The organism is Ralstonia mannitolilytica (assembly GCF_000954135.1).
GTDB classification, from domain to species: Bacteria; Pseudomonadota; Gammaproteobacteria; order Burkholderiales; family Burkholderiaceae; genus Ralstonia; species Ralstonia mannitolilytica.
Window position 1 is genome coordinate 258,455 of record NZ_CP010799.1, and the last position, 20,415, is coordinate 278,869.

A 20,415-nucleotide genomic window follows, 5' to 3' on the forward strand; every position below is an offset into this window, starting at 1 on the left:
GATCGTGCAGACAACAATCACGGCACGATACGCGAATTCGCGCCGGGCGCGTCGGCGTTATCGCCTGGCGCCAGGCGGCAGCGGTGCACGCCGCCACAGCCACGCCGCTGTGGCAAGCGCACTCGCCATGCACGTCATCACCAGCGCGACCACGCCGGCCCAGCCCCACGGGGCGTAGAGCTTGCCGCCCGCCGTGCCGATCAGGCTCGAGCCGAGGTAGTACGCCAGCAGATACAGTGCCGCAGCCTGTCCCTTGGCCCGCTGCGCGCGGCGCCCGACCCATCCGCTGGCCACCGCATGCGCGCCGAAGAAGCCAAAGGTCAGCAGCGCAATGCCGCCAATGACAAGCGCCAGCGGCACGGCCAGCGTCAGCAGCACGCCGGCCGTCATCAACGCCGTGCCGGCCATCAACATGCGGCCCCGGCCATGGCGGTCGGCCAGCCGTCCGAACCACGTCGATGCGCCGATCCCCAGCAGATACACCATGAAGATGCCGCCCACCGCAGTGTGGCTCAGGGCGTACGGCGGACCGAGCAGCCGGAAGCTCGCATAGTTGTAGACCGTGACGAATCCGCCCATCAGCAGGAACCCCATGGCGAACAGCGCACGCAGGCCCGGTTCACGCAGATGCGCGGCCAGCGTGTCGAACAGGTCGCCGGGCGACACACCGTGGCGCGGCACGAAGCGGCGCGACGGCGGCAGCAGCCACAGGAACGCCAAGGCGGCCAGCAGGCCGAGCGCGCCGGTGAAGCCCATGGCGGCGCGCCAGCCGGCGTAGTCGGCGGCGGCGCCCGTGAGCACACGTCCGGCCATGCCGCCGAACGCCGTGCCGCCCACGTACAGCCCCATCGCCAGGCCCAGGCCCTGCGGATGCACCTCTTCCGCCAGATACGCCATCGCCACGGCCGGCACCCCGCCCAGCGCGATGCCGAGCACGGCCCGCGTGGCGAGCAGCCCATGCCAGCCCGGCAGGACGGCCGCCGCCAGCGTCAGCGCCGATGACAGCAGCAGCGACACGCCCATCAGCGTCTTGCGATGGATCGACTCCGAGAGCAAGCCCGCAAACAGGATCGCAAACGCCAGCAGCAGCGTCGACACCGACAGCACGAGGCTCGTCTGCGCCGGCGTCAAGGCAAAGTCGTGCGCCAGCAGCGGCATCAGCGGCTGCACGCAATACAGCAGTGAAAACGTGGAGAACCCCGCTGCAAACAGCGCGAGGTTCGCCCGCAGATAGCCGGGGTGGCCGCGCACGAGCCAGCGGGAAGGATCAGCGGGCTCGATGGGCGCCACGGCTGCGGAAGCGGAAGAATCGGTCACGTGAGGGCGGTGGGAACAGGCGCGCGGGGCAGGCGCCTATTATCGTTCGCAAGCGCCGTGCTTGCCGTGCCGCGCGACGCACGGGGCGCGGCATCGGTCTTGCTGCGCGCCAGCCACTGCATGCTTCTGGCCCAACCATGGACACCACCACGCTCTACTACTGGCCCGAAATCCAGGGCCGCGGAGAATTCGTCCGCCTCGCGCTCGAACAGGCCGCCGTGCCGTACGTGGACGTCGGCCGTGAAGACGAAACCGCCATCGAGGCCTTTCTCGACGACGCCGGGATCGCCACGCCGCCCTTCGCGCCGCCGTTCCTCGTCGTGGGCGACCTGGTGATCCCGCAGACGGCCAACATCCTGCTCTATCTCGGCCAGCATTACGGCCTGGCGCCGCACGACGAAGCCGGAGGCCTCTGGACGCACGGCCTGCAGCTCACCCTCGCCGATTTCGTGGTGGAGATCCACGACACGCACCACCCCATCGCCGCAGGTGCCTATTACGAAGAGCAGCAAGCCGAAGCCAAGCGCCGCGCGGCGGGTTTCCTCGCCCATCGCGCGCCCAAGTTCCTGCGCTACTTCGAGCGCGTACTCGATCGCAACCCCGCCGGCCCGACCTGGGCCGTGCGCGATGCGCTGACGTACGTGGATCTATCGCTGTTCCAGATCGTGGCGGGGCTGCGCTATGCGTTCCCGCGCCACATGCGGCGCTACGAGCGGGAACTGCCGCACCTCGTGGCGCTGCACGATCGGGTGGCCGCGCTGCCCAACATCGCGGCGTATCTGGCATCGCCACGGCGCATTCCGTTCAACACGATGGGCATCTTTCGCCACTATCCGGAGCTCGATGCCGGCCAATGACAAGCCCGGCACGAGGCCGGGTCGATGCTGTGGCGCGGTGCGTTCAGGCCGGCAACCGCTGCCGCACGTCTTCGAGCGCGGCCGGCCAGCCTTCGACGGCGTGCAGATCGTGGATGTCCTGCAGATCGATCAGCAGATCGACCACGCGGTCGTCGTCCACGTTGATGCCGGAGGCGCGCAGCGCGCAGGCGAGCGGGTCATCGCCCGGCACGCGCAGCAGGCTCACGCCCAGGCGCTCGATGGCGCTGCAGTAGACCGCATCGTCGATGAGGATGCCGACACCGCAGCGGCGGTTGTCCAGCCCACGATAGCGCGGCTCGCCGTCGGCGTCTTCGGAGCGGCAGCGCTGCGTGAGCAGATGCGTGCGCACGCGTTCAAAAATGTCCTCGATGGCGAGGAACGTCCCCTTCCCTTGCATGGGTGTCACCTTATGTGCGGTGATCTGGTGCCGGTCTGGCGTCAGAATGTATCGACGAGCGCGCCGCTCAAGCCAAACTGGCGGGCAATCGAATGCAGGCGTTCCTTCCACTCCCACGTGCCGAACACGTCATGCGCGTTCTGCAGCTTGGAGAGCAACTCGACGGTGTCGCGGTCGTCCACGTCGATGCGGGCCTTCTTGAGCGCGCGGCGCAGCGCCACGACGCCGGCGTCCATGTAACGCGGAATCTCGTTGGCAGGCTTGAGGATGTAACGCACCGGCACGCTTTCCATGGAGGTGGTGTAGTCCTGCACGCCGATCAGGTTGCCGATCGGGCAGCAGCGGCCGCCCTGGCCCCGGTACGCCGCGCCGCCGCGCGGAAGGATCGCCGCGCCGCCCTGGCCGAACAGATGGCGGACGGCGCCATCGTAGATTTCCTGTTTGCTGAGATATTGCGTCTTCATGTTCTTTCCCCTGACCCCAGGTCTGCATGCGTCGCCGATTCGGTGTTTCCCTTCCGGTCTGACGTTGCGTGACAGGCCGTCCGTGCGACCTATCTTGGTTCAGGATGCACCAGAACCATGGGCCGAAAAAGGACGGGAATGTAAGTCATTTTTACCGTTTGCTTTTTGGCAACGGATTTCCCGCAAAGGTGCGCTGTGCAACGCTTTGCGGGTGCTTCCCGCTCCACGCGCATGACCCATTTTCCGGCCTTGTGATGCGCGATCGCAACAGCGTGTGCGTGACGGTGCGCGCAGGTGGCGTAGGCGTCGTAGGCCTCGCACTTACATCCCGATGGGCTGGTCTGCGTGCCCGAGGCAGAAGCCGCGATGATCGTGGTGGGCGCACATCGGCATCACTTCGTAGCCGGCGGCGCGCAGCAGCACGGCGCGCGTTGCGACCTCCACCGGAGGCAGCGGCCGACCGGACTGGCGGTCGCGCACAAGACGGCCCAGCTCGCCAAACGGCTGGCGCAGCAGATGGTCCAGATCGAGCGAACCGCAGTACCGCATCACATCACCTACAGAAGAAAGCCGTGGCCACCGGGCGCCGGCGCATCACATCGATTCGTCGGCCAGTACGGGCGGAGCGACCAGCGTCTCGCGCACGCGAGCGTACGCGGCACGCTGCGCCCAGATGGCCTCTGCCAGCGCGGCGATGAGCCGCTCGCGTGGCAGGCCGAGGGGCGCTGCGCCGACTTGTGCCTGCACTGTGCGGAGCGCTTGCGTCACTTCGGCACGCCATCGCGCATCGACACGCTGGGTCATGTTGTTCTCGCTGATCGACTGGCGGGTTGGCGGATGGGATTCCGCTCTTGCCTGGGAAAAACGGCACCCGGCGCCGAAACTTGATTGCCGGCCGACGGCGTGCAGTGCCCGGGGCTCCTCCAAACGGGTCTCCCCCATTCGCGCAGCAACTTCGGCGCGCGCATGCGGCCCAACCGGTTCTGAAAACCGCACCCCGGGCCTGTTCACCGCTGTGGACGCCCCCTGCAATGGAGTGTCACGTGTCTCGATCATCCTTCCTGCGCCGTGCGTTGCTGGGCTGCGCCTGCGCGCTGGCCCTGCCCGCCATTGCCGCCGGCGCGCCGGACCCGCGCCAGTACATGCATGGCATTGGCGCGGTGCCGGCCGGCGCGCCCAATACCTTCAACGTGTTCTTCAGCTCATCGGGCCTGCCGCCGCGCGGTGCCGACCGCTCCGGAAGCTGGCCCCACGACGTGTATGTCGCGCAATGGCACGCCGATACGGGCAAGCTCGACACGCCGCGCATCTTCATCCAGAAGCCCGAGGCGCAGGAGCCGGTGAGCGTCGCCCGCAACCGCGCGGGACAAGTCATGGTGTCGTTTGAAGACGGCTGGAATGCGCCCGAGAACGTCAACCAGCGCTTCGGCATCTACGACACGGCGCTGCGCCCGATCAAGGCGTATCCGCAGCAGGTGGAATCCGGCGGGCACTCGGGCCACATCGCGGCGGTCGGCGACCGCTTCGTGGTGTTCTATTCCGATGGCTGGGTCAACGGCGGCGGCGTGGACAACCTCGGCAGCGGCAACGGCGTCTACGTGAAGGTCTACGACGGGCGCGGGCGCCGGCTGCACAGCGTCGACATCGCCGACGGGCGCCGCGAATGGTGGCCCATGGTGGCCGGTGGCAGCACCCATGCGCTGCTGGCCTGGCAGCAGTTCGTGCCCGATCGCACCGAGGCCAACCTGAAGATCGCCATCCTGGACCCGGCCACCGGCCGCGTCAGCGGCGAGCAGCTGCTGCACCAGCACGTGCAGTACTACACGTACAGCGTCACGTGGATGCCCGCCATCGAGCGTTTCCTGCTGGTGGGGGTGGCCAAGGGCAATGGCTTTGCCGACCTGATCGACAGCACGGGCAAGGTGCGCGCCTCGATCCCATGCATGCCGGCAACGGTGCGCGAGGCCGGCATCGCCGTGAACGACCGCACCGCCTACACCCCCGCCGCCGATGGCCGGCTGCTGCAGCTGCAGGCGGGCCCCGATTCCCTCACACTGTCGGGCACGCTGAGCAACGCCGACGGCAAGCCCGCGCGCTGGCGCCCGGTTGGCAGCATCGGCCTGCTGCGCACCTCGGGCACGCTGGACTGGCTATCGCTGACGGAGCAAGGCCTGGAGCAGCTGCACTTCGACCCCAACAAGGCGCAGCCCGCCAACGCGACCGATCAGTGCCGGTGACGATTCACGCGTCGCTGGCCAGCACGCGCAGGCGCACCAGGCCGCCCCAGCGGGCGTACATGGCATCGGCAATGCGGGCACGCTCGGCGGCGAGCGCAGCCGGCAGGATGAGGTCCACCTCCACGGCGCCATCGACGTAGTGCAGCACGCAGTGGCGGGCGTCCAGCGGCGTGCCGGCCGGCAGCAGCTGCGCCAGGGCCGCGCGCAGGGCGTCGCGGTCAGGCAGCGGCCCCGGGTCGGTGGCGATGCGCTCGCGCGGGTCGACGTGGATCTGCACGTCGAGCACGGCCATCGCCGTATGGGCGGCCAGCGCGTTCGTGCGCGCCCGCACGGCAATCGCGTGGCCTTCGCTCACCGAGACACGCGGGTCCACCTCGATATGCGCGTCGACCAGCGCCTGGTCGCCCGTCACGCGCGTGCGCAGATCGTGTACGTTCATCACGCCCGGCGTGGCCGCCAGGCTCGCGCGGATGGCCTCGACCTGCGCCGGCGGCAGCGCGCGGTCCATCAGGTCGTTGAGCGCCTCCCACCCGAAGCGCACGCCCACGCGTCCGATCATCAGCCCCACCACGCACGCGGCGACCGGGTCCAGCCAGTGATAGCCGAGCAGGTTGCCCGCCACGCCAATGGCCGCCACCAGCGACGACACCGCGTCGGAACGCGCATGCCACGCATTGGCGATCAGCATGCGTGAGCCGATGCGCTTGGCCACGGCCAGCATGTAACGGAACAGCCCTTCCTTGGCGCCCAGCGCAACGAGGGCCACCACCAATGCCAGCCCATGTACGGGCGTCGGCCCCTGCGGCGAGCGCAGGCTCTGCACCGCGGCCCAGATCATGCCGGCGCCCGCCCCCACCAGCAGCAGGCCCAGCCCCAGCGATGCGGCGTTCTCGTAGCGCGCGTGGCCGTACTGGTGGTCTTCGTCCGGCCCCTTGAGGCTGTTGCGGTTGGCGACGAAGACGATGCCGTCGGCAATCAAGTCCGACAGCGTATGCAGTCCGTCAGCGACCAGGCCCTGCGAATGCGACCACAGCCCCGCGGCGATCTGCCCCGCCGAGAGCAGGCAGTTCACGCCCGCGCTCACCAGCGTGGAGCGTTCGGCGCCTTGTTGGCGTGCCGTGGCGGACGGCGCAGTCGGCTGATTTGACGTCATGGAGGTCGATACCGGAAACCGCCCGCATTGTGCCACGCGCCCTGCGCGGCGCACGGCACGGGCTGGCGGCGCAGGCTGAGCAGGGTCCAACAGATTTGCACAGATCTGCACCAGAAGCGCGCAGATCGGTGCCAATGAATAGGACTTTTCCGATGTTCCCGGCCTGCAGCATCAGCGATTCTCAGCAGCGCGGCCAACACGTTGCCGCGTGTTACGTGCCTTCGGAGATTCGCCCCCATGCAGCATCCCATTCAACTCGTCATTGCCGATGATCACCCGGGCGTGGTGGCCGCCGTGCGCAGCCTCGTGTCGGCGGCCGGCGGTTTCGAGGTGGTCGGCGAGGCCGGCAACGCCGACGAACTGCTCGCCCTGCTCGGCCGCGTGCGCTGCGACCTTGCCATCACCGACTACGCCATGCCGGGCAGCCGCTACGGCGACGGCATCCTCCTGCTCGAATTCCTCGCGCGCCGCTACCCGGACCTGCGCGTCATGGTGCTGACCATGCTCGAGACGCGCGCGCTGATGAGCAACATCCTGCGCGCAGGCATCAAGGTCATCGTCAGCAAGGCAGACGAGCCGCAGCACATTCTCGAAGGGATCCAGGCGGCGCTGCACGACCGCATCTACCTCTCGCCGCAGCTCGATGCCAAGCTGATCCGCCGCGCGCGCGCGGCGGAACCCCCGGCCGACGACCCGATCGCCCTGCTCGGCAAGCGCGAGCTCGAGGTGCTGCGCATCTACGTCACGGGCAAGACGGTGACCGAGATCGCCGTGCAGATGAATCGCAGCGTCAAGACCATCAGCACGCAGAAGCAGCACGCCATGCGCAAGCTGGGCCTGCATACCGAGGCGGCGCTGTTCGACTTTGCCGTGCGCCACGGGCTGCTCGGCAGCGCAGAGGGCTGACGCGATGGCGGGCACGCGCGCAACACCGTCTGCCTCGATGCGGCAGCGCATCCGCCTCGGCGTGGGCGTGGGCACGCTGGTGTGCGCGGCCGTCCTGGCCTGGGCCGGCAGCCTGACCGACGCACATGCCGAGGATGCCGCACATGCCGTGCACAGCGTGAACCAGGTGCCGCCCCAGATCACCGTCGGCGTGATCGGCAAGACGATGATGCCGCTCGAAGGGGTGGCGGCCGACCGGCTCACGGGCTTCTCGGGCGACCTGCTCATGCACTTGATTCCGCAAGACCAGGTGCGCGTGGTGCCCCGTGTGTTCCAGCGCCGGGATGAACTGCTCATGGCTGCGTGCCGCGGCGATGTTGACGTCGTCATGAGCGTGGCGCCGCGCTCGCAGTACGATCACTGCCTGGAATACTCGGCCCCGTACCTCGAGCGCGCCACCGCCGTGGTGGCTCGCAGCGACAATCCGCAGGTGGCGCGCAACGCGTTCTCCGCCGGCATGCGCATCGCGGTGGAACAGGGTTCGCCGCTTGAAGACGAGCTGGCGCGTGAACACCCCGACGTGCACCTCCTCAGCCTGCCCACGGCCGCCGATGCGCTCGACGCCGTGCGGCACGGCACGGCCGACACGTATGTGGGCATCACGCATACCACGCGGGAGCTCCTGTCGCAGATGCGGTACAGGACGCTGTCGATCGTCGAGCTCGTCAACCAGCGCGTCGATGCGCTGCACTTTGCCGCGCCCCGCTCCGAGGCCACGTTGATCCGCTATCTCGACCGCCGTCTCGCGCAGTTACCCGACAGCACCATGGCCGATCTGCGCGCGCGCTGGATCGCTCAGCCCAACGCAAGGCCGGCACTGCCCCTGTCGGCCGCAGAACGCGCAATGCTGGCCGCCCTGCCGCCGCTGCGCTACGCCGCCGATCCGAACTACATGCCGTACACCTTCAGCGAGGTCCAGGGCGATGTGTTCGGCATCCTGCCGGAGTACCAGAGCTATCTGGGGCGCACGCTGGGCCTGCGTTTCGAGCGCGTGACGGTACACGACTGGACCGAGGCGCTCGAGAAGGCGCGCGCGGGCGAGATCGACATCCTGCTCGGCATGTCCGACCAGGACGCCCGCCCGCCGGGCTTCGTACTGAGCCACCCGATCGACGCCACGCCGATGGTGATCGTCGGACGCAACGAGGCGCTCACCGTGGCCGCGCTTGCCGAACTCGCGGGCAAGACGGTGGCGCTGCCGAGCAGCGATTCCCTCGCTGCCCTGCTGCACCGGAACGTGCCGAAGATCCGCATCGTGCCGGCCGACTCCGTCAAGGACGCGCTGACCATGGTGGCGACAGGGCAGGCGGATTTCACGATCGCCAACCTGCCCGTGGCCGATGCGGTGATCCGCCATCACTTTCCCGGCGAGCTCAAGGTCACAGGCTCGGCCAACACCATCGAGAACATTGGCGTGGGGGTCTCGCCGCGCTATGCGGCCCTGGTGCCGCTCATCAATCGCGCGCTGTTCGCCATGCCCGAGGGCGAGCAGGTCAGCATCCGCAACAAGTGGCTGTCGGTCAGCTACCAGCTTGGCCCGTCAGCCTCCGCCATGCTGGCGAAATTCGGGCCGGCGGCCGCGCTGGTGCTGTTGGCGCTGGCGGCGCTGTTCATCAAGCAGACGCAGCTGCGCCGCGAAAACCGCCAGCGCCGCCTCGCCGAAGAGACCCTGGCGCGCCAGTTGAGCTTCCAGCGCGCGCTGATGGAAGCCGTGCCGTTCCCGCTTGTCGCCAAGGATGCGGCGCACCGCTACGTGGCCGTGAATGCGGCGTTCTGCACCATGTTCGGCCGGACACCCGCGTCGCTGCTCGGGCGTACGCCGCAGGAGCTGGGACTCCATACGCCCGACAACACGTCGCCGCTGTCCGATATCAACCGGCGCGCCGAACAGAACAGCGAGAGCACGCGCGAAGAACTCATCATCGAGACACCCGACGGGCCATCGCGCAACGTTTTGTACTGGATCGAACCCTTCCACCTGCCCGACGGGCAACCGGCCGGCACCGTGGCGTCGCTGGTCGACATCAGCGAGATCCGCGACGCGCAGGCACGCGCCGAACGCCTCGAGCGGCGCCTGCGCGAGGTGACCGAATCGCTGCCGGCCCTCGTCTATCAGTTTGAGCTGTCACCGGGTCAGAGCCGCGGTCGCATCACTTACGTAGCCGGCAAGGCGCACGAAACCCTGGGCGTCCAGCCGCAGGATCTGCTGGGCTACCTCTCCACGCCCGAAATGCTGATTCACGAAGACGACCGACAGCGCATGCTCGACATGGTGCTCGTCTCGGCGCAGCACCTCACGCCCTTCGATCAGCAATTCCGCCACGTGGGCGAAGACGGTGCGGTGCGCTGGCTACACGCGCGCTCGATCCCGCATCGCGAGCCCGATGGCCGCACGGTCTGGAACGGCTACCTGAGCGACGTCACCACGGAGCGCGAGCAGGCCGATGCGCTGGAGGCCGCCAAGAACGCGGCGGAATCGGCACTGCATGCCAAAGACCGCTTCCTCGCGATGATGAGTCATGAGATCCGCACGCCGATGAACGGCGTGCTCGGCCTGATCGAACTGCTGCGCCAGACCCGGCTCGACGGCGAGCAGAAGCAGATGGTCTCGCTGGTGCAGGACTCGGGGCGTGCGCTTCTGCACATCCTCGACGACATCCTCGATTACGCGAAGATCGAAGCCGGCCGCCTCGACATCTCGCCCGCGGCGACGGATCTGCGCGAGATGTTCGACAGCACGGTCGGCCTGCTGGCGAGCCGCGCGCACGAGAAATCGCTGTCGGTCCGAGTGGACGTGGCGGCCGACGTGCCGGCCAGCGTCTCGGTCGACAGCGTGCGCGTGCGGCAGATTCTGTTCAACCTGCTCTCCAACGCCATCAAGTTTACCGACACCGGCAGCGTGCGGCTGTGCGCCACGTGCGCGGGCGTGAGCGGCGACACGGCGCGTCTCGCCATCTGCGTGGCCGATACGGGCATCGGCATCTCGCCGGAGGTGCAGGCCACGCTGTTCGCGCCGTTCGTGCAGGCCGAGCGTACGACCACGCGGCGCTACGGCGGCACGGGCCTCGGCCTGGCGATCTCGCGGCAGCTCGCGGAGCTGATGGGCGGCAAGCTCGTCATGGAGAGCACGCCCGGGCACGGCACAGCCGTCACGCTGGAACTGGCCGTGCCCATCCTGAAGGCGCGATATGCCCTGCCCAAGCTGAGCGGGCGCAGCATTGCCATTGCCGTGGACGATGCGGCCCTGCGGCACAGCCTGACGGCGTTCGCGGTCGCCGCGGGCCTGCGCGTCACCGCGGCCGACGACGCCACCGCCGACATCGTCCTGAGCCTATCGGCGCATGCGCGCGACGGCGCCGTCCGCCTCATGCTCGAAGCCGGCTATGCCGAACCGGGCAACGCCTTGAGCGTCAACCCGCTGAACTGGCATGCCTTCGTGCAGGCGTGCGAACGCGCGTTGCCGCAACCCGAGCGCGGGCGCACGCCGAGCGCCACGGCGCCCCCCTGCCCCAAGGCCACGTCCAGTGAAGCGCCGGGGGCGCACATCCTGGTGGCGGAAGACCACCCGATCAATCGCGAGCTGATCGCCAAGCAACTCCGCCTGCTGGGCTACCGGGTGACGCTGGCCGAGGATGGCGCCGTCGCGCTCGAGCGGCTGCGCGAACACCGCTTCGACGCGTTGCTCACGGACTGCCATATGCCCGGCATGGACGGCTTCGACCTGGCCCGGCACATCCGCCGCGAAGAAGACGGCGGCCCGCGCTTGCCCATCATCGCGATCACCGCAACGACGCTCGCCGAGGAGCACGCACGGTGCCGGGCCGTGGGCATGGATGCGAGCCTGCTGAAGCCGACCACGCTCGCCACGCTGCAGGAGGCACTGTCTGCGCTGCTCAGCCCGCAGGCCGGTGCGCAGGCTCCGGCGGAAGAAACGTTCGCGCTGGCGCTCGACGACCTGCGCGCCGCACTCGGGACGGACGCCGCCGCCGCGGGCTTGGCGCGCGTGTTCCTGTCGTCGCTGACCGATGACGCGCGGCGGCTCGAGCCGCTGCTGGATGCAACGGATCGCGCCGAGCTGCGCGAGTGGTCGCACCGCACGGGCGGTGCGTTGGCGCTGCTGCACAACGCGTGCGTGGACGCGGTGGCCGCAGCCTTCCGCGACGCCGTGCACCACGGCACGCACGCCGACGTCCGGACGGCTGGGGCGAGAGTCAAGCGGCTCCTCGACCACATCAACGCGCTGCTCGATGCATTCATCTCCGCATGCGGCACGATGCTGCACCGCACGCAAGTGACGGATTCATAAGGGAAAACCGTTTCAAGCGGCGCATGCACCGCTTTTAGACGAAGTGTTCCAATCGGTCGATTGACTCGGCCAGAAGCGCCTCCTACGATGACATCGACCAATGTCACATTAAGAGGCGCCCCAGCGGTGCCCACGGAGACACCACGTGAACGCACGGACCGACTTCCCGCGCGCCGACGCCGTTGCGCCGGCCCCGCACCGCCCCGACGCCCCTGCCCTCATCGAGGTCGCCATCATCGGGACGGGCTTTGCCGGCCTGGGCATGGCGATCCAGCTCAAGCAGAACGGCATCGACGACTTCCTGGTCTTCGAGAAGGCCGGCTCGGTGGGCGGCACCTGGCGCGACAACCATTACCCGGGCTGCGCGTGCGATGTGCAGTCGCACCTGTACTCGTTCTCGTTCGCGCCGAACCCGGAGTGGTCGCGCATGTATTCGCCGCAGCCGGAAATCCGGGCGTACCTGGAGCGCTGCACCGACCAGTTCGGTGTGCGGCCGCACGTGCGCTTCCACCACGAACTGGTGCGCGCCGCCTTCGACGATGCCGCCGGCGTGTGGAATCTCGAGATGGCAGACGGGCGCCGCTACCGCGCGCGTACACTCATCTCCGGCATGGGCGGACTGAGCCGCCCCGCGTGGCCGAACATTCCCGGCATCGAGACATTTCAGGGCAAGGCGTTCCACTCGCAGCTCTGGGACCACGACTACGACCTGCGCGGCAAGCGCGTCGCCGTGATCGGGACGGGGGCTTCGGCCATTCAGTTCGTGCCGCAGATCGCGCCCAAGGTCGGCCGGCTCGACCTGTACCAGCGCACCCCGCCGTGGATCCTGCCCAAGCCCGACCGCAAGGTCTCGCGCCTGGAGCACTGGCTGTTCCGCCATCTGCCGTTCACGCAAAAGCTGGTGCGCACCGGCATCTACTGGATGCTCGAATCGCGCGTGCTCGGCTTCGTGATCCACCCGAAGCTGATGAAGGCGGTCGAGCGCATGGCGCGTGCCCATATCAGGCGCCGCATCGCCGATCCCGAACTGCGCCGGAAGGTGACACCCGACTACACCATCGGCTGCAAGCGCATCCTGATCTCGAACGACTACTACCCGGCGCTCACGCGCGAGAACGTCGACGTCATCACCACCGGCATCGCGCGCGTGGAACCGAACGCCATCGTCACCACCGACGGCACGCGGCGCGAGGTCGACTGCCTGATCTTCGGTACGGGCTTTCATGCGACAGACCCGTTCCCGCGAGGCGTGCTGCTCGGCAGCCAGGGCGCCGACATCGTCGACGTGTGGGACAGGCACGGCGCCGAGGCCTACCTTGGCACCACGGTGGCGGGCTTCCCCAACTTCTTCATGGTGGTGGGCCCGAACACGGGGCTCGGCCATTCGTCGATGGTGTTCATGATCGAGTCGCAGGTGGCATACATCGTCGACGCGCTCAAGTCGATGCGCGCACACAACGTGGCGGCCATCGACGTACGCCCCGATGTGCAGCGCCGCTTCAACGACGGCATCCAGAAGAAGCTCTCGCATGCGATCTGGTCGGCCGGCGGCTGTGTGAGCTGGTACCTCGATCCGAAGACCGGCAGGAACACCACGCTGTGGCCGGGCTTCACGTGGCAGTTTCGCCGCGCCACGGCCCATTTCCGGCTGGCGGACTACCGCACGCGCCCGATGGCCGTGCCCAAGGGCGTGCCGCTGCGCATCCCCGCCCGCACGGTGCCCGCCGCCGTCCAGAACACCCCCAACGAAGAAGCGCTCGACCGCGCCTGACCTCTGACGCGCACCGGCCATCAGGAGACACGCCATGAAGTCATTCAACAACCAGGTTGCCGCCATCACCGGTGCCGCGTCGGGCATCGGCCGCGCGCTGGCGCTGGCGCTGGCGCGCGAGGGCTGCCACCTCGCGCTCGCCGATCGCAACGAAGCGGCGCTCGCGCAGACCGTGAACCTCATCCGCGCACATGAGGGCGACCGCATCCGCGTGACCACGCATGCCGTCGATGTGGCCGACCGCGGCGCGGTGTACCGCTGGGCCGAAGAAGCGGCGGCCGCGCACGGCAAGGTCAACCTGATCTTCAACAACGCCGGCGTGGCGCTGTCGAGCACGATCGAAGGCATGGAAGACGATGACCTCGCCTGGATCATGAACATCAATTTCTGGGGCGTGGTGCATGGCACCAAGGCGTTCCTGCCGCTGCTCAAGGCGAGCGGCAACGGGCACATCGTCAACACGTCGAGCATCTTCGGCATCTTCGCGCAGCCCGGCATGGGCGCGTACAACGCCAGCAAGTACGCGGTGCGCGGCTATACGGAAGCGCTGCGGCAAGAGCTCGACCTGATGAACTGCGGCGTGTCGGCCACGTGCGTGCACCCGGGCGGCATCAAGACCAACATCGCCAAGTCGAGCCGCGTGTCGCCGAGCATGAACGGCTTTCTCGTGCGCGACGAGCAGCAAGGCAAGGCCGAGTTCGAGAAGTTCTTCATCACCACGCCGGAGAAGGCTGCGCAGGTGATCCTCGACGGCGTGCGCAAGAACAAGCGCCGCGTGCTGATCGGGCCCGACGCCTACGCCGCCGACGCCATGGCGCGCATTCTGCCGGCCGCCTACCAGGCGCTGGTCGTGCGCGAAGCCCGCCGCACCCGCAAGAAGGCGCTGCGCGAAGACACCGCGCCCGCCACCGCCCGCGCCAAATAGCCCCGGAGCCGATCGATGAAGACCGTCGCGTCCCCCCCGCCGCTCCATGCGGTCTCCGGAGAAACGTTCGCCAGCCCCCCGCGCGCGAACCTGCTGCACGTCGCGCGCGCGATGCTGCGCCCCGGCCGCATCGGCCTGCGCAGCATCGGCCGCGACGTGCTGATCGCACGTTACGCCAAGCCGCAATCGCGCTACCTGCCATTGATGGGCACGCGCGTGCATTACACCGACGAAGGCGCTGCCAACGCCGAAGGCACATTGCTGCTGATCCACGGTTTTGGCGCGTCGCTGCATACGTGGGACGGCGTGCTGCCGCAGCTCACGCGGCGCTACCGCGTGATCCGGCTTGACCTGCCGCCGTTCGGCATTACCGGCCCGCTGCGCGATGCACAGGGCCGCCCGCGCACGATGGAGCTGCCGCTGTACCGCGACTTCATCGACGCGTTTGTCGACACGCTGGGCCTGTCGAAACTCACGCTGATCGGCAATTCGCTCGGCGGCATGGTGTCGTGGGATTTTGCCGTGCGGCACCCGGGCCGCGTCGAGAAGCTCGTGCTGATCGACTCCGCCGGCTTCCCGATGAAGCTGCCGATCTACATCGATCTGTTCAATCACATTGGCGTGCGGATGACGTCACCGTGGATGCTGCCCGAGGGGATCATCCGCGCCGCCACGCGTGATGTGTATGGCGACCCGTCGCGCGTGTCCGAACCCACGCTGCGCCGCTACGCCGATTTCTTCTATGCCGACGGTGCACGACAGGCCATCGGCAAGATGGTGCCGAAGTTCCGCTTTGACGATGTCGATACCAGCGGGCTGGCCTCGATCCGAGTGCCCACGCTCATCCTCTGGGGCCAGCGCGACCGGTGGATCCCGCCCGCGCATGCCGGCGAATTCGCCCGCCGCATTCCCGGCGCCACGCTGCGCATGTATCCGGCGCTCGGCCATATCCCGATGGAGGAAGACCCCGTACGCGTGGGGACCGACCTCTGTGCATTCCTCGATCAGGGGCGCGCGTCGACGCGCCTTTCAGACACCACATTCCAGGAGAACCGCCCATGATGCCAGTCCGTCGCGACGTGCATCCTCACCTGCCGGCTGATCGCATCAGCAACTGGCACGAGCGAGGCCCGCACGTAACCCACTTTCTGAACGCGCTGTCGATCTTCTTCCCGACCGGCGAGCGCTTCTTCATGGACAGTGTGCGCAACTACCGCCACCTGGTGACCGATCCCGAACTCAAGCAGGCCGTGGCCGGCTTCATCGGGCAGGAAGCCATGCACACGCGCGAGCACGTGCTGTACAACGACCTGCTCGATCGCGCCGGCCTGCCCGCCACGCGCATCGACCGCTTTGTCGGCAAGTTCCTGAACCTGCTGCGCAAGTACACGCCGAAGTCGCACCAGCTGGCGGTGACGGTGGCGCTGGAGCACTACACCGCCATGCTGGCCGGCCAGGTGCTCGCCAATGAAGACGGCCTGGGCCGCAACTCCGAGCCCGGTTACCGCCAGGTCTGGCTGTGGCACGCCATGGAAGAAACCGAGCACAAGGCCGTCAGCTACGACGTATGGAACCTCGCCATCAAGCCGGGCGTGGGCCGCTACCTCACGCGCACGCTGACGATGGTGCTGACGACCCTGACCTTCTGGGCAATGGTGTTCTACGTGCACCTGCGGCTGATCTTTGCCGACCGCACCATCAAGCACAAATTCCTGGGCCTCGGCAAAGCGTTCCACTTTCTGTGGATTCACCCGGCGCCGCTGCGCAAGATCATCCCCGAGTTCTTCGATTTCTTCCGGCCGTCGTTCCACCCGTGGGACGAGGACAACCGCGCCGCGCTGGAACACCTGCCCAAGCTGATCTCGGAGATCGAAGCCTATGCCGCAGCCCATGGCGAAGCACCGTCGCCGTCGATCCGCCGCAAGCTGTCGACAGCGGGCGCGGCCGGTTCCTGAACAGGCATTCAAAACGCCTGCGGCACCCGTGGTATCGGGATCAAACTAGAAATAGATAAGGCGCACCCCACGCATGGGCGCGCCGGAGACACTAACCCTTGTCCGACGCGGGCGACTGGCCCGACGGCTCGTGCATGTGCTCGATGACTTGCGCCACGCGGTCGCCGAGGTACTTGTTGGCGGCGATCTCCAGCGCGCGCATCAGCTCGGCTTCGACCGCCACCAGCGCCAGCGGGCGGATGCGCCAGATCACGTCGACCAGACGCGGCACGTCTTCGACCGGCGGCAGATCGCTGCCGTACTTGTCGAGTTCGCGCACGACCATGGAGACCAGGTCATCGGCCACCGCCTGCGTATGCGGCCGGGCACGCTCGATGATGTCGAGCACTTCGACCAGCGGGAAGCCGGCCTTGGCCATCTGCGCGCCGGCCATCAGCGCCTTGGGGCTGCGCGCGAGATAGCCCAGGCCGTCAGGCTCGAGCAGGCCAAGCGAGATGGCCCGCCCCAGCGCCTCGCGTGACATGGAGCGCCCGAACAGCTTGGCCAGCGCCAGCAGCGAATAGTGCTTGGGCGCCTCGTCCGACCACGGGCTGCTGATGGCCGATTCGAGCCCGAGGATCGAGCGCAGGTCGTGGCCCTCGACGATGGCCTTGAGCAGTTCCTGGATGTTGGCGAGCGTGTAGCCGCGCGCCAGCAGATGGTTGATGAGCTTGAGCCGGCCGAGATGCGCCTGCGTATAAATGCCCACGCGCCCGCGACGCTCGGGCGGATCGATCAGGCCGCGGTCCTGGTACGAGCGGACGTTGCGGACGGTGGTGTCAGCCGCGCGCGCGAGTTCATCGATGGTGAACTCGCGGGCAGGTTGAGCAGCGGGCGGACCGGCATCGCCGGTTGGTTTGCGGGCGGGCATGGAAAAAATTCTACACGAGCGCGGCAAGGTGACGGATCGCCATGAACGCGCCAGTCGCCGGGTGGTTTCCGGCCTCTCACGACGAGGAGACCGTCGATGTGGGAATCGGTGTTGCATTTGCGTTGGCTGCTCGGCTCGCCGTCTGCGGGCGGTATGGGTGCATCGCTTGTTTCGTCCCCTGCCGGGTCCGACCTACTTGCTTTGTCTTGCCAAAGACAGGTAAGCAAAGAAAGGCGTGCCCAGGATGGCGACTTCCCCTTGAATTTGTGTCGCACAGAGGGGACGTGGAAAACTCGCTTCGCTCAGACAGTTCCCCCTCTTTTTTCCGCCCGCCTACGAAAATTCAAGGCGCCCCATAGGGCAGGGTACGGCCAAACCGTCGGCGGGCAGGGGTGGGCCGGGTGGTTTCGGGTTGCCGGGGTGTTGATGACGGCGTTGTTGCTGCAGAGCTGTGCCAGTGCGGGGGACGACCACGGCGGCATCGAGGCGGAGAAGGCCAAGCAGCTGGAAGATGCCCGGGCGCAGGCGCGGGCGCCGTTTCAGGCCGGAGCGCTGGCCACGCGCGCGGTGCGGCCGGTGACGTTGCGCGATTCGGGGCAGCCCGATGCAATCTCGTATCTGCGGCATGTGGATTTCCGCTTCGACGGCGGTGTGGGCTTCGTGATCGATGAACTGGCGCTACGCATGGTGCCACGTGAGGCGGGCGATCCCGTGTGGCTCGATGATGTGTCGTCGTACACGCTGCAGCCAGTGAACGGGACGGTACGCGTGACGGCCGACAGCATGGCCGCGTTGTTCAACACCGTGGTCTTTGCGCGCGGGCCGGGCAGTGACCCGCCCCTGCGCAACTTCAGGTTCTCGCTGGAGGACGACGCGCTGGACATGCACGCCGAGATGCGCCGCCGCGGCGCATGGGTGCCGATCGAGCTGCGCGGCCCGCTCGTGCTGCGCGACCCGCAGACCATCGTGTTCCGGCCCAACGTGGTCAAGGTGCGCGGCCAGGACGCGGGCCCGCTGATGGGCGCCGCGCGCATCGAACTGGCCGACCTGCTGCCGGTATCCACGCCGTCGGTGCAGCTGGCCGGCAGCGAGATCGTCATGCAGGTGCCCAGGCTGTTTCCGCCGCCAGCGCTGGACCTCAAGCTCTCTGCCATCCGCGTCACGCGCGACGGGCTCGTCATGCAGATCGGCGACGGTCATCCGCAGATGCCGCCGTTGGCCAACGCCTCCGATGCGCAGCGCCCGTACATCCTCTTCCGCGGCGGCGACATCCGCTTCATGCGCTCGATGCCGATGAACGCGCGCATCGACATCGTGGTTGCCGATCCGGCCAGGCCGTTCGTCTTCAACCTGTACCGTTACCGCGACCAGCTCGTGGCCGGCTCGCTGCGGTTTTCGCCCGATGGCGGCATCCGCGTGCGGATGCCGTCGTTCGACACGCTCGCCGCGGGGCAGATGCCGAAAACCGCCAGGCCTGCCGTACACCTCGCCCGGAGGACCGCGCCATGATCGCCTCCGCCCTCACCTTCGCCGCGTTGACGCTGCGCCTAGCGCTGGTGGCACTCGGCTTGGCCGCCCTCGTGGCGAGCGCCCTCGGCCGTGCCGCCGAAGCGCCCATGGCTAGCGCCCAGCGCAAGACGCTCGACACCGCGCGCCAGCAATGGACGCAGCGCTGCGATCCGTCCTCCGGTGCGCCCAACGCGAGCGGCCCGGCCGTGGCCCGCAATTCCGGCACCGCACCGCCCGTCGTGCAGATGCGCAATGTCGATTTCCGCATCACTGGCGACATCGGCTTTCACGTGCACCAGCTCACCGCGCAACTCGTGCCGCGCACGCCGGGGCAGGCGGTCGACCTGGACGATCCGGGCCAGTTCGACATCCGCATCCTCGGCGGCGATGTGACGGTACCCAAGGCGTCGCTCGACGCGCTGTTCAATACGTACCTGCTGGACTATTCCCCGCGCTCGCTCAATGCGTTGTCGCTCACGCCGGGCGATGGCGTGCTCGACGTATCGGGCGGGCTCAAGCTGCGCAACCATGTTCCCGGCGTGTGGATGCCGTTCGGCATGCGCGGCACCCTGGAGTTGAAGGAGTCGCGCTATCTCGTCTACACGCCGACCGAGGCGCGCGTGATGGGCATCCAGACGCTGGCGCTGCTCAAGGCGCTGGGGCTGCAGCTGTCGCAGCTCGCGCCACTGGACCGCGGCGGCGCCAAGCTGGAGGGCAACACCATGGTGCTCGATCAGTACACGGTCTTCCCGCCGCCCCGGCTGATCGGCCAGATGAAGACGGCGCGCGTGACGCCCGACGGGCTCGTGCTCGGCTTTGGCCCGGCGCCGGCCCTGTGCGCGCCCGCTCCGACCGATGCCGAGAGCCGCATCTGGATCCAGTCCGGTGACCTGAAGATGTACAACGTGCTGGTGACCAACAGCCGCGTGCTCGTCACCGATACGTCGACGCGCGGGCCGCTGCGCTTCGACCTGTATCACTACCGCGAGGCCGCCGCGCGCGGCACCACGCGCATGGATGCGGATGGGACGCTACGCGTCGACCTGGCGCCGGCAGCGTCCATCCAATAGCGCCCGGCCCTTCCCGCGCCGGCTTTACTTCTGACACACGGCGCGCAGGATCGCCTCGCCTTCGGAATGCGGCACGATGGCTTCCCAGCGCGGGCCGTCGATGGTCTTGGTAAGCACCGTGCCGTGCTGGCTGTCCTGGATCAGCGCGCTCACGGGGAGGATGCGGTCGTTCTTGCAGTCGTAGAGCGACGTGCGCGTGTCGTACTGATAGGCCCTGCCGTCGGAGAGCTTGCGCGGCGCGTCATAGGCATCGCGTGTGGTGGCGCGCACGGTGCCGTCCTTGTTGTGTTCGATCGAGTCCTTGTCCAGATACAGCGTGCCGGCGTTGTCGGCCAGCGGAGCCAGCTTGACCCAGTTGTCCGCCGCCACGGCCGTCGAACTGGCCACAGCCAGCACGGCCGCGACCCAGCAGGCCGGCGTTATTTGCGCTTTTCGCATCGCAACCTCCAAGTGCATCATCGTTGGCGCGTGCGGGGCGCTGCCGCGGGCTGCAGCGTTCTCCGCACATCGAGAATCGACGTAGCAAACCAAGTGCCGGCCATACAACGCTGCCGCGACAGCCGATAAAAAAGCCCGCG

Annotated in this window: 18 protein-coding genes; 10 read left to right on the forward strand and 8 right to left on the reverse strand. The window is 68.0% G+C overall.

Going from position 1 to position 20,415, the window contains the following annotated elements:
* Positions 1-57: 57 nt before the first annotated feature.
* On the reverse strand, positions 58-1,317 hold the full coding sequence (locus TK49_RS01265) for an MFS transporter (protein WP_045785095.1): 1,260 nt from the start codon (positions 1,315-1,317) through the stop codon (positions 58-60).
* A gap of 137 nt (positions 1,318-1,454) precedes the next feature.
* On the opposite strand from TK49_RS01265, the gene TK49_RS01270 reads away from it, so the two are divergent.
* Positions 1,455-2,174 carry a glutathione S-transferase gene (locus TK49_RS01270; RefSeq protein WP_045785096.1) on the forward strand — a complete coding sequence of 240 codons (720 nt, stop codon included), beginning with the start codon at positions 1,455-1,457 and terminating at the stop codon, positions 2,172-2,174.
* 43 nt (positions 2,175-2,217) lie between these two features.
* On the opposite strand, the gene TK49_RS01275 is transcribed toward TK49_RS01270, so the two are convergent.
* The 4 genes from TK49_RS01275 to TK49_RS01290 form a co-directional block, all read right to left on the reverse strand.
* On the reverse strand, positions 2,218-2,592 hold the full coding sequence (locus TK49_RS01275; RefSeq protein ID WP_045785097.1) for a hypothetical protein: 375 nt from the start codon (positions 2,590-2,592) through the stop codon (positions 2,218-2,220).
* A 41-nt stretch (positions 2,593-2,633) separates the two neighbouring features.
* A complete protein-coding gene (locus TK49_RS01280; protein WP_045785098.1) occupies positions 2,634-3,056 on the reverse strand; it encodes a hypothetical protein in 423 nt (140 codons plus the stop codon).
* 321 nt (positions 3,057-3,377) lie between these two features.
* A complete protein-coding gene (locus TK49_RS01285; protein ID WP_045785099.1) occupies positions 3,378-3,605 on the reverse strand; it encodes a hypothetical protein in 228 nt (75 codons plus the stop codon).
* A 45-nt stretch (positions 3,606-3,650) separates the two neighbouring features.
* Positions 3,651-3,860 (reverse strand): hypothetical protein, encoded by a 210-nt coding sequence (locus tag TK49_RS01290; protein ID WP_045785100.1) that lies wholly within the window; start codon positions 3,858-3,860, stop codon positions 3,651-3,653.
* 227 nt (positions 3,861-4,087) lie between these two features.
* On the opposite strand from TK49_RS01290, the gene TK49_RS01295 reads away from it, so the two are divergent.
* Complete coding sequence (locus TK49_RS01295; RefSeq protein ID WP_045785101.1) at positions 4,088-5,293, forward strand: hypothetical protein; 1,206 nt, start codon at positions 4,088-4,090, stop codon at positions 5,291-5,293.
* A 4-nt stretch (positions 5,294-5,297) separates the two neighbouring features.
* Here TK49_RS01295 and TK49_RS01300 read toward each other — a convergent pair whose 3' ends face one another.
* A complete protein-coding gene (locus TK49_RS01300) occupies positions 5,298-6,446 on the reverse strand; it encodes a cation diffusion facilitator family transporter (RefSeq protein ID WP_045785102.1) in 1,149 nt (382 codons plus the stop codon).
* A 237-nt stretch (positions 6,447-6,683) separates the two neighbouring features.
* Here TK49_RS01300 and TK49_RS01305 point away from each other — a divergent pair, with 237 nt between their 5' ends.
* The 6 genes from TK49_RS01305 to TK49_RS01330 all read left to right on the forward strand — a co-directional run bounded on the left by TK49_RS01305 (position 6,684) and on the right by TK49_RS01330 (position 16,348).
* Positions 6,684-7,352 carry a response regulator gene (locus tag TK49_RS01305; RefSeq protein WP_045785103.1) on the forward strand — a complete coding sequence of 223 codons (669 nt, stop codon included), beginning with the start codon at positions 6,684-6,686 and terminating at the stop codon, positions 7,350-7,352.
* Positions 7,353-7,356: 4 nt separating this feature from the next.
* Positions 7,357-11,697, forward strand: coding sequence for an ATP-binding protein (locus TK49_RS01310; RefSeq protein ID WP_240479895.1), 4,341 nt, complete (start codon positions 7,357-7,359; stop codon positions 11,695-11,697).
* 145 nt (positions 11,698-11,842) lie between these two features.
* The gene (locus tag TK49_RS01315; protein WP_045785104.1) at positions 11,843-13,468 is read left to right on the forward strand and encodes a flavin-containing monooxygenase; all 1,626 of its coding nucleotides are present in this window, start codon (positions 11,843-11,845) and stop codon (positions 13,466-13,468) included.
* A gap of 34 nt (positions 13,469-13,502) precedes the next feature.
* Positions 13,503-14,393: an SDR family NAD(P)-dependent oxidoreductase gene (locus TK49_RS01320; protein ID WP_045785105.1), complete on the forward strand. Its 891-nt coding sequence runs from the start codon at positions 13,503-13,505 to the stop codon at positions 14,391-14,393.
* 15 nt (positions 14,394-14,408) lie between these two features.
* Positions 14,409-15,455 (forward strand): alpha/beta fold hydrolase, encoded by a 1,047-nt coding sequence (locus TK49_RS01325; protein WP_045785106.1) that lies wholly within the window; start codon positions 14,409-14,411, stop codon positions 15,453-15,455.
* Positions 15,452-16,348 (forward strand): metal-dependent hydrolase, encoded by an 897-nt coding sequence (locus TK49_RS01330; RefSeq protein WP_045785107.1) that lies wholly within the window; start codon positions 15,452-15,454, stop codon positions 16,346-16,348. Before TK49_RS01325 ends, TK49_RS01330 begins: the two co-directional genes overlap by 4 nt.
* Before the next feature lie 91 nt (positions 16,349-16,439).
* Here the strand turns inward: TK49_RS01330 and TK49_RS01335 are convergent, their stop codons facing one another.
* The gene (locus TK49_RS01335) at positions 16,440-17,258 is read right to left on the reverse strand and encodes a MerR family transcriptional regulator (protein WP_045785108.1); all 819 of its coding nucleotides are present in this window, start codon (positions 17,256-17,258) and stop codon (positions 16,440-16,442) included.
* A 426-nt stretch (positions 17,259-17,684) separates the two neighbouring features.
* Between TK49_RS01335 and TK49_RS01340 the strand changes: the two genes are divergently transcribed.
* On the forward strand, positions 17,685-18,767 hold the full coding sequence (locus TK49_RS01340) for a hypothetical protein (RefSeq protein ID WP_045785109.1): 1,083 nt from the start codon (positions 17,685-17,687) through the stop codon (positions 18,765-18,767).
* Complete coding sequence (locus tag TK49_RS01345) at positions 18,764-19,837, forward strand: hypothetical protein (protein WP_045785110.1); 1,074 nt, start codon at positions 18,764-18,766, stop codon at positions 19,835-19,837. Before TK49_RS01340 ends, TK49_RS01345 begins: the two co-directional genes overlap by 4 nt.
* Before the next feature lie 24 nt (positions 19,838-19,861).
* Here TK49_RS01345 and TK49_RS01350 read toward each other — a convergent pair whose 3' ends face one another.
* Positions 19,862-20,275: a surface-adhesin E family protein gene (locus tag TK49_RS01350; RefSeq protein WP_045785111.1), complete on the reverse strand. Its 414-nt coding sequence runs from the start codon at positions 20,273-20,275 to the stop codon at positions 19,862-19,864.
* Positions 20,276-20,415: the final 140 nt, after the last annotated feature.

Excerpts from the sequence above, each read along its gene's own strand:
- TK49_RS01270 (WP_045785096.1), top strand. The coding sequence starts at position 1,455 with ATGGACACCACCACGCTCTACTACTGGCCCGAAATCCAGGGCCGCGGA.
- TK49_RS01275 (WP_045785097.1), bottom strand. The coding sequence starts at position 2,592 with ATGCAAGGGAAGGGGACGTTCCTCGCCATCGAGGACATTTTTGAACGC.
- TK49_RS01280 (WP_045785098.1), bottom strand. The coding sequence starts at position 3,056 with ATGAAGACGCAATATCTCAGCAAACAGGAAATCTACGATGGCGCCGTC.
- TK49_RS01285 (WP_045785099.1), bottom strand. The coding sequence starts at position 3,605 with ATGCGGTACTGCGGTTCGCTCGATCTGGACCATCTGCTGCGCCAGCCG.
- TK49_RS01290 (WP_045785100.1), bottom strand. The coding sequence starts at position 3,860 with ATGACCCAGCGTGTCGATGCGCGATGGCGTGCCGAAGTGACGCAAGCG.
- TK49_RS01295 (WP_045785101.1), top strand. The coding sequence starts at position 4,088 with ATGGAGTGTCACGTGTCTCGATCATCCTTCCTGCGCCGTGCGTTGCTG.
- TK49_RS01300 (WP_045785102.1), bottom strand. The coding sequence starts at position 6,446 with ATGACGTCAAATCAGCCGACTGCGCCGTCCGCCACGGCACGCCAACAA.
- TK49_RS01305 (WP_045785103.1), top strand. The coding sequence starts at position 6,684 with ATGCAGCATCCCATTCAACTCGTCATTGCCGATGATCACCCGGGCGTG.
- TK49_RS01310 (WP_240479895.1), top strand. The coding sequence starts at position 7,357 with ATGGCGGGCACGCGCGCAACACCGTCTGCCTCGATGCGGCAGCGCATC.
- TK49_RS01320 (WP_045785105.1), top strand. The coding sequence starts at position 13,503 with ATGAAGTCATTCAACAACCAGGTTGCCGCCATCACCGGTGCCGCGTCG.
- TK49_RS01325 (WP_045785106.1), top strand. The coding sequence starts at position 14,409 with ATGAAGACCGTCGCGTCCCCCCCGCCGCTCCATGCGGTCTCCGGAGAA.
- TK49_RS01330 (WP_045785107.1), top strand. The coding sequence starts at position 15,452 with ATGATGCCAGTCCGTCGCGACGTGCATCCTCACCTGCCGGCTGATCGC.
- TK49_RS01335 (WP_045785108.1), bottom strand. The coding sequence starts at position 17,258 with ATGCCCGCCCGCAAACCAACCGGCGATGCCGGTCCGCCCGCTGCTCAA.
- TK49_RS01340 (WP_045785109.1), top strand. The coding sequence starts at position 17,685 with ATGACGGCGTTGTTGCTGCAGAGCTGTGCCAGTGCGGGGGACGACCAC.
- TK49_RS01345 (WP_045785110.1), top strand. The coding sequence starts at position 18,764 with ATGATCGCCTCCGCCCTCACCTTCGCCGCGTTGACGCTGCGCCTAGCG.
- TK49_RS01350 (WP_045785111.1), bottom strand. The coding sequence starts at position 20,275 with ATGCGAAAAGCGCAAATAACGCCGGCCTGCTGGGTCGCGGCCGTGCTG.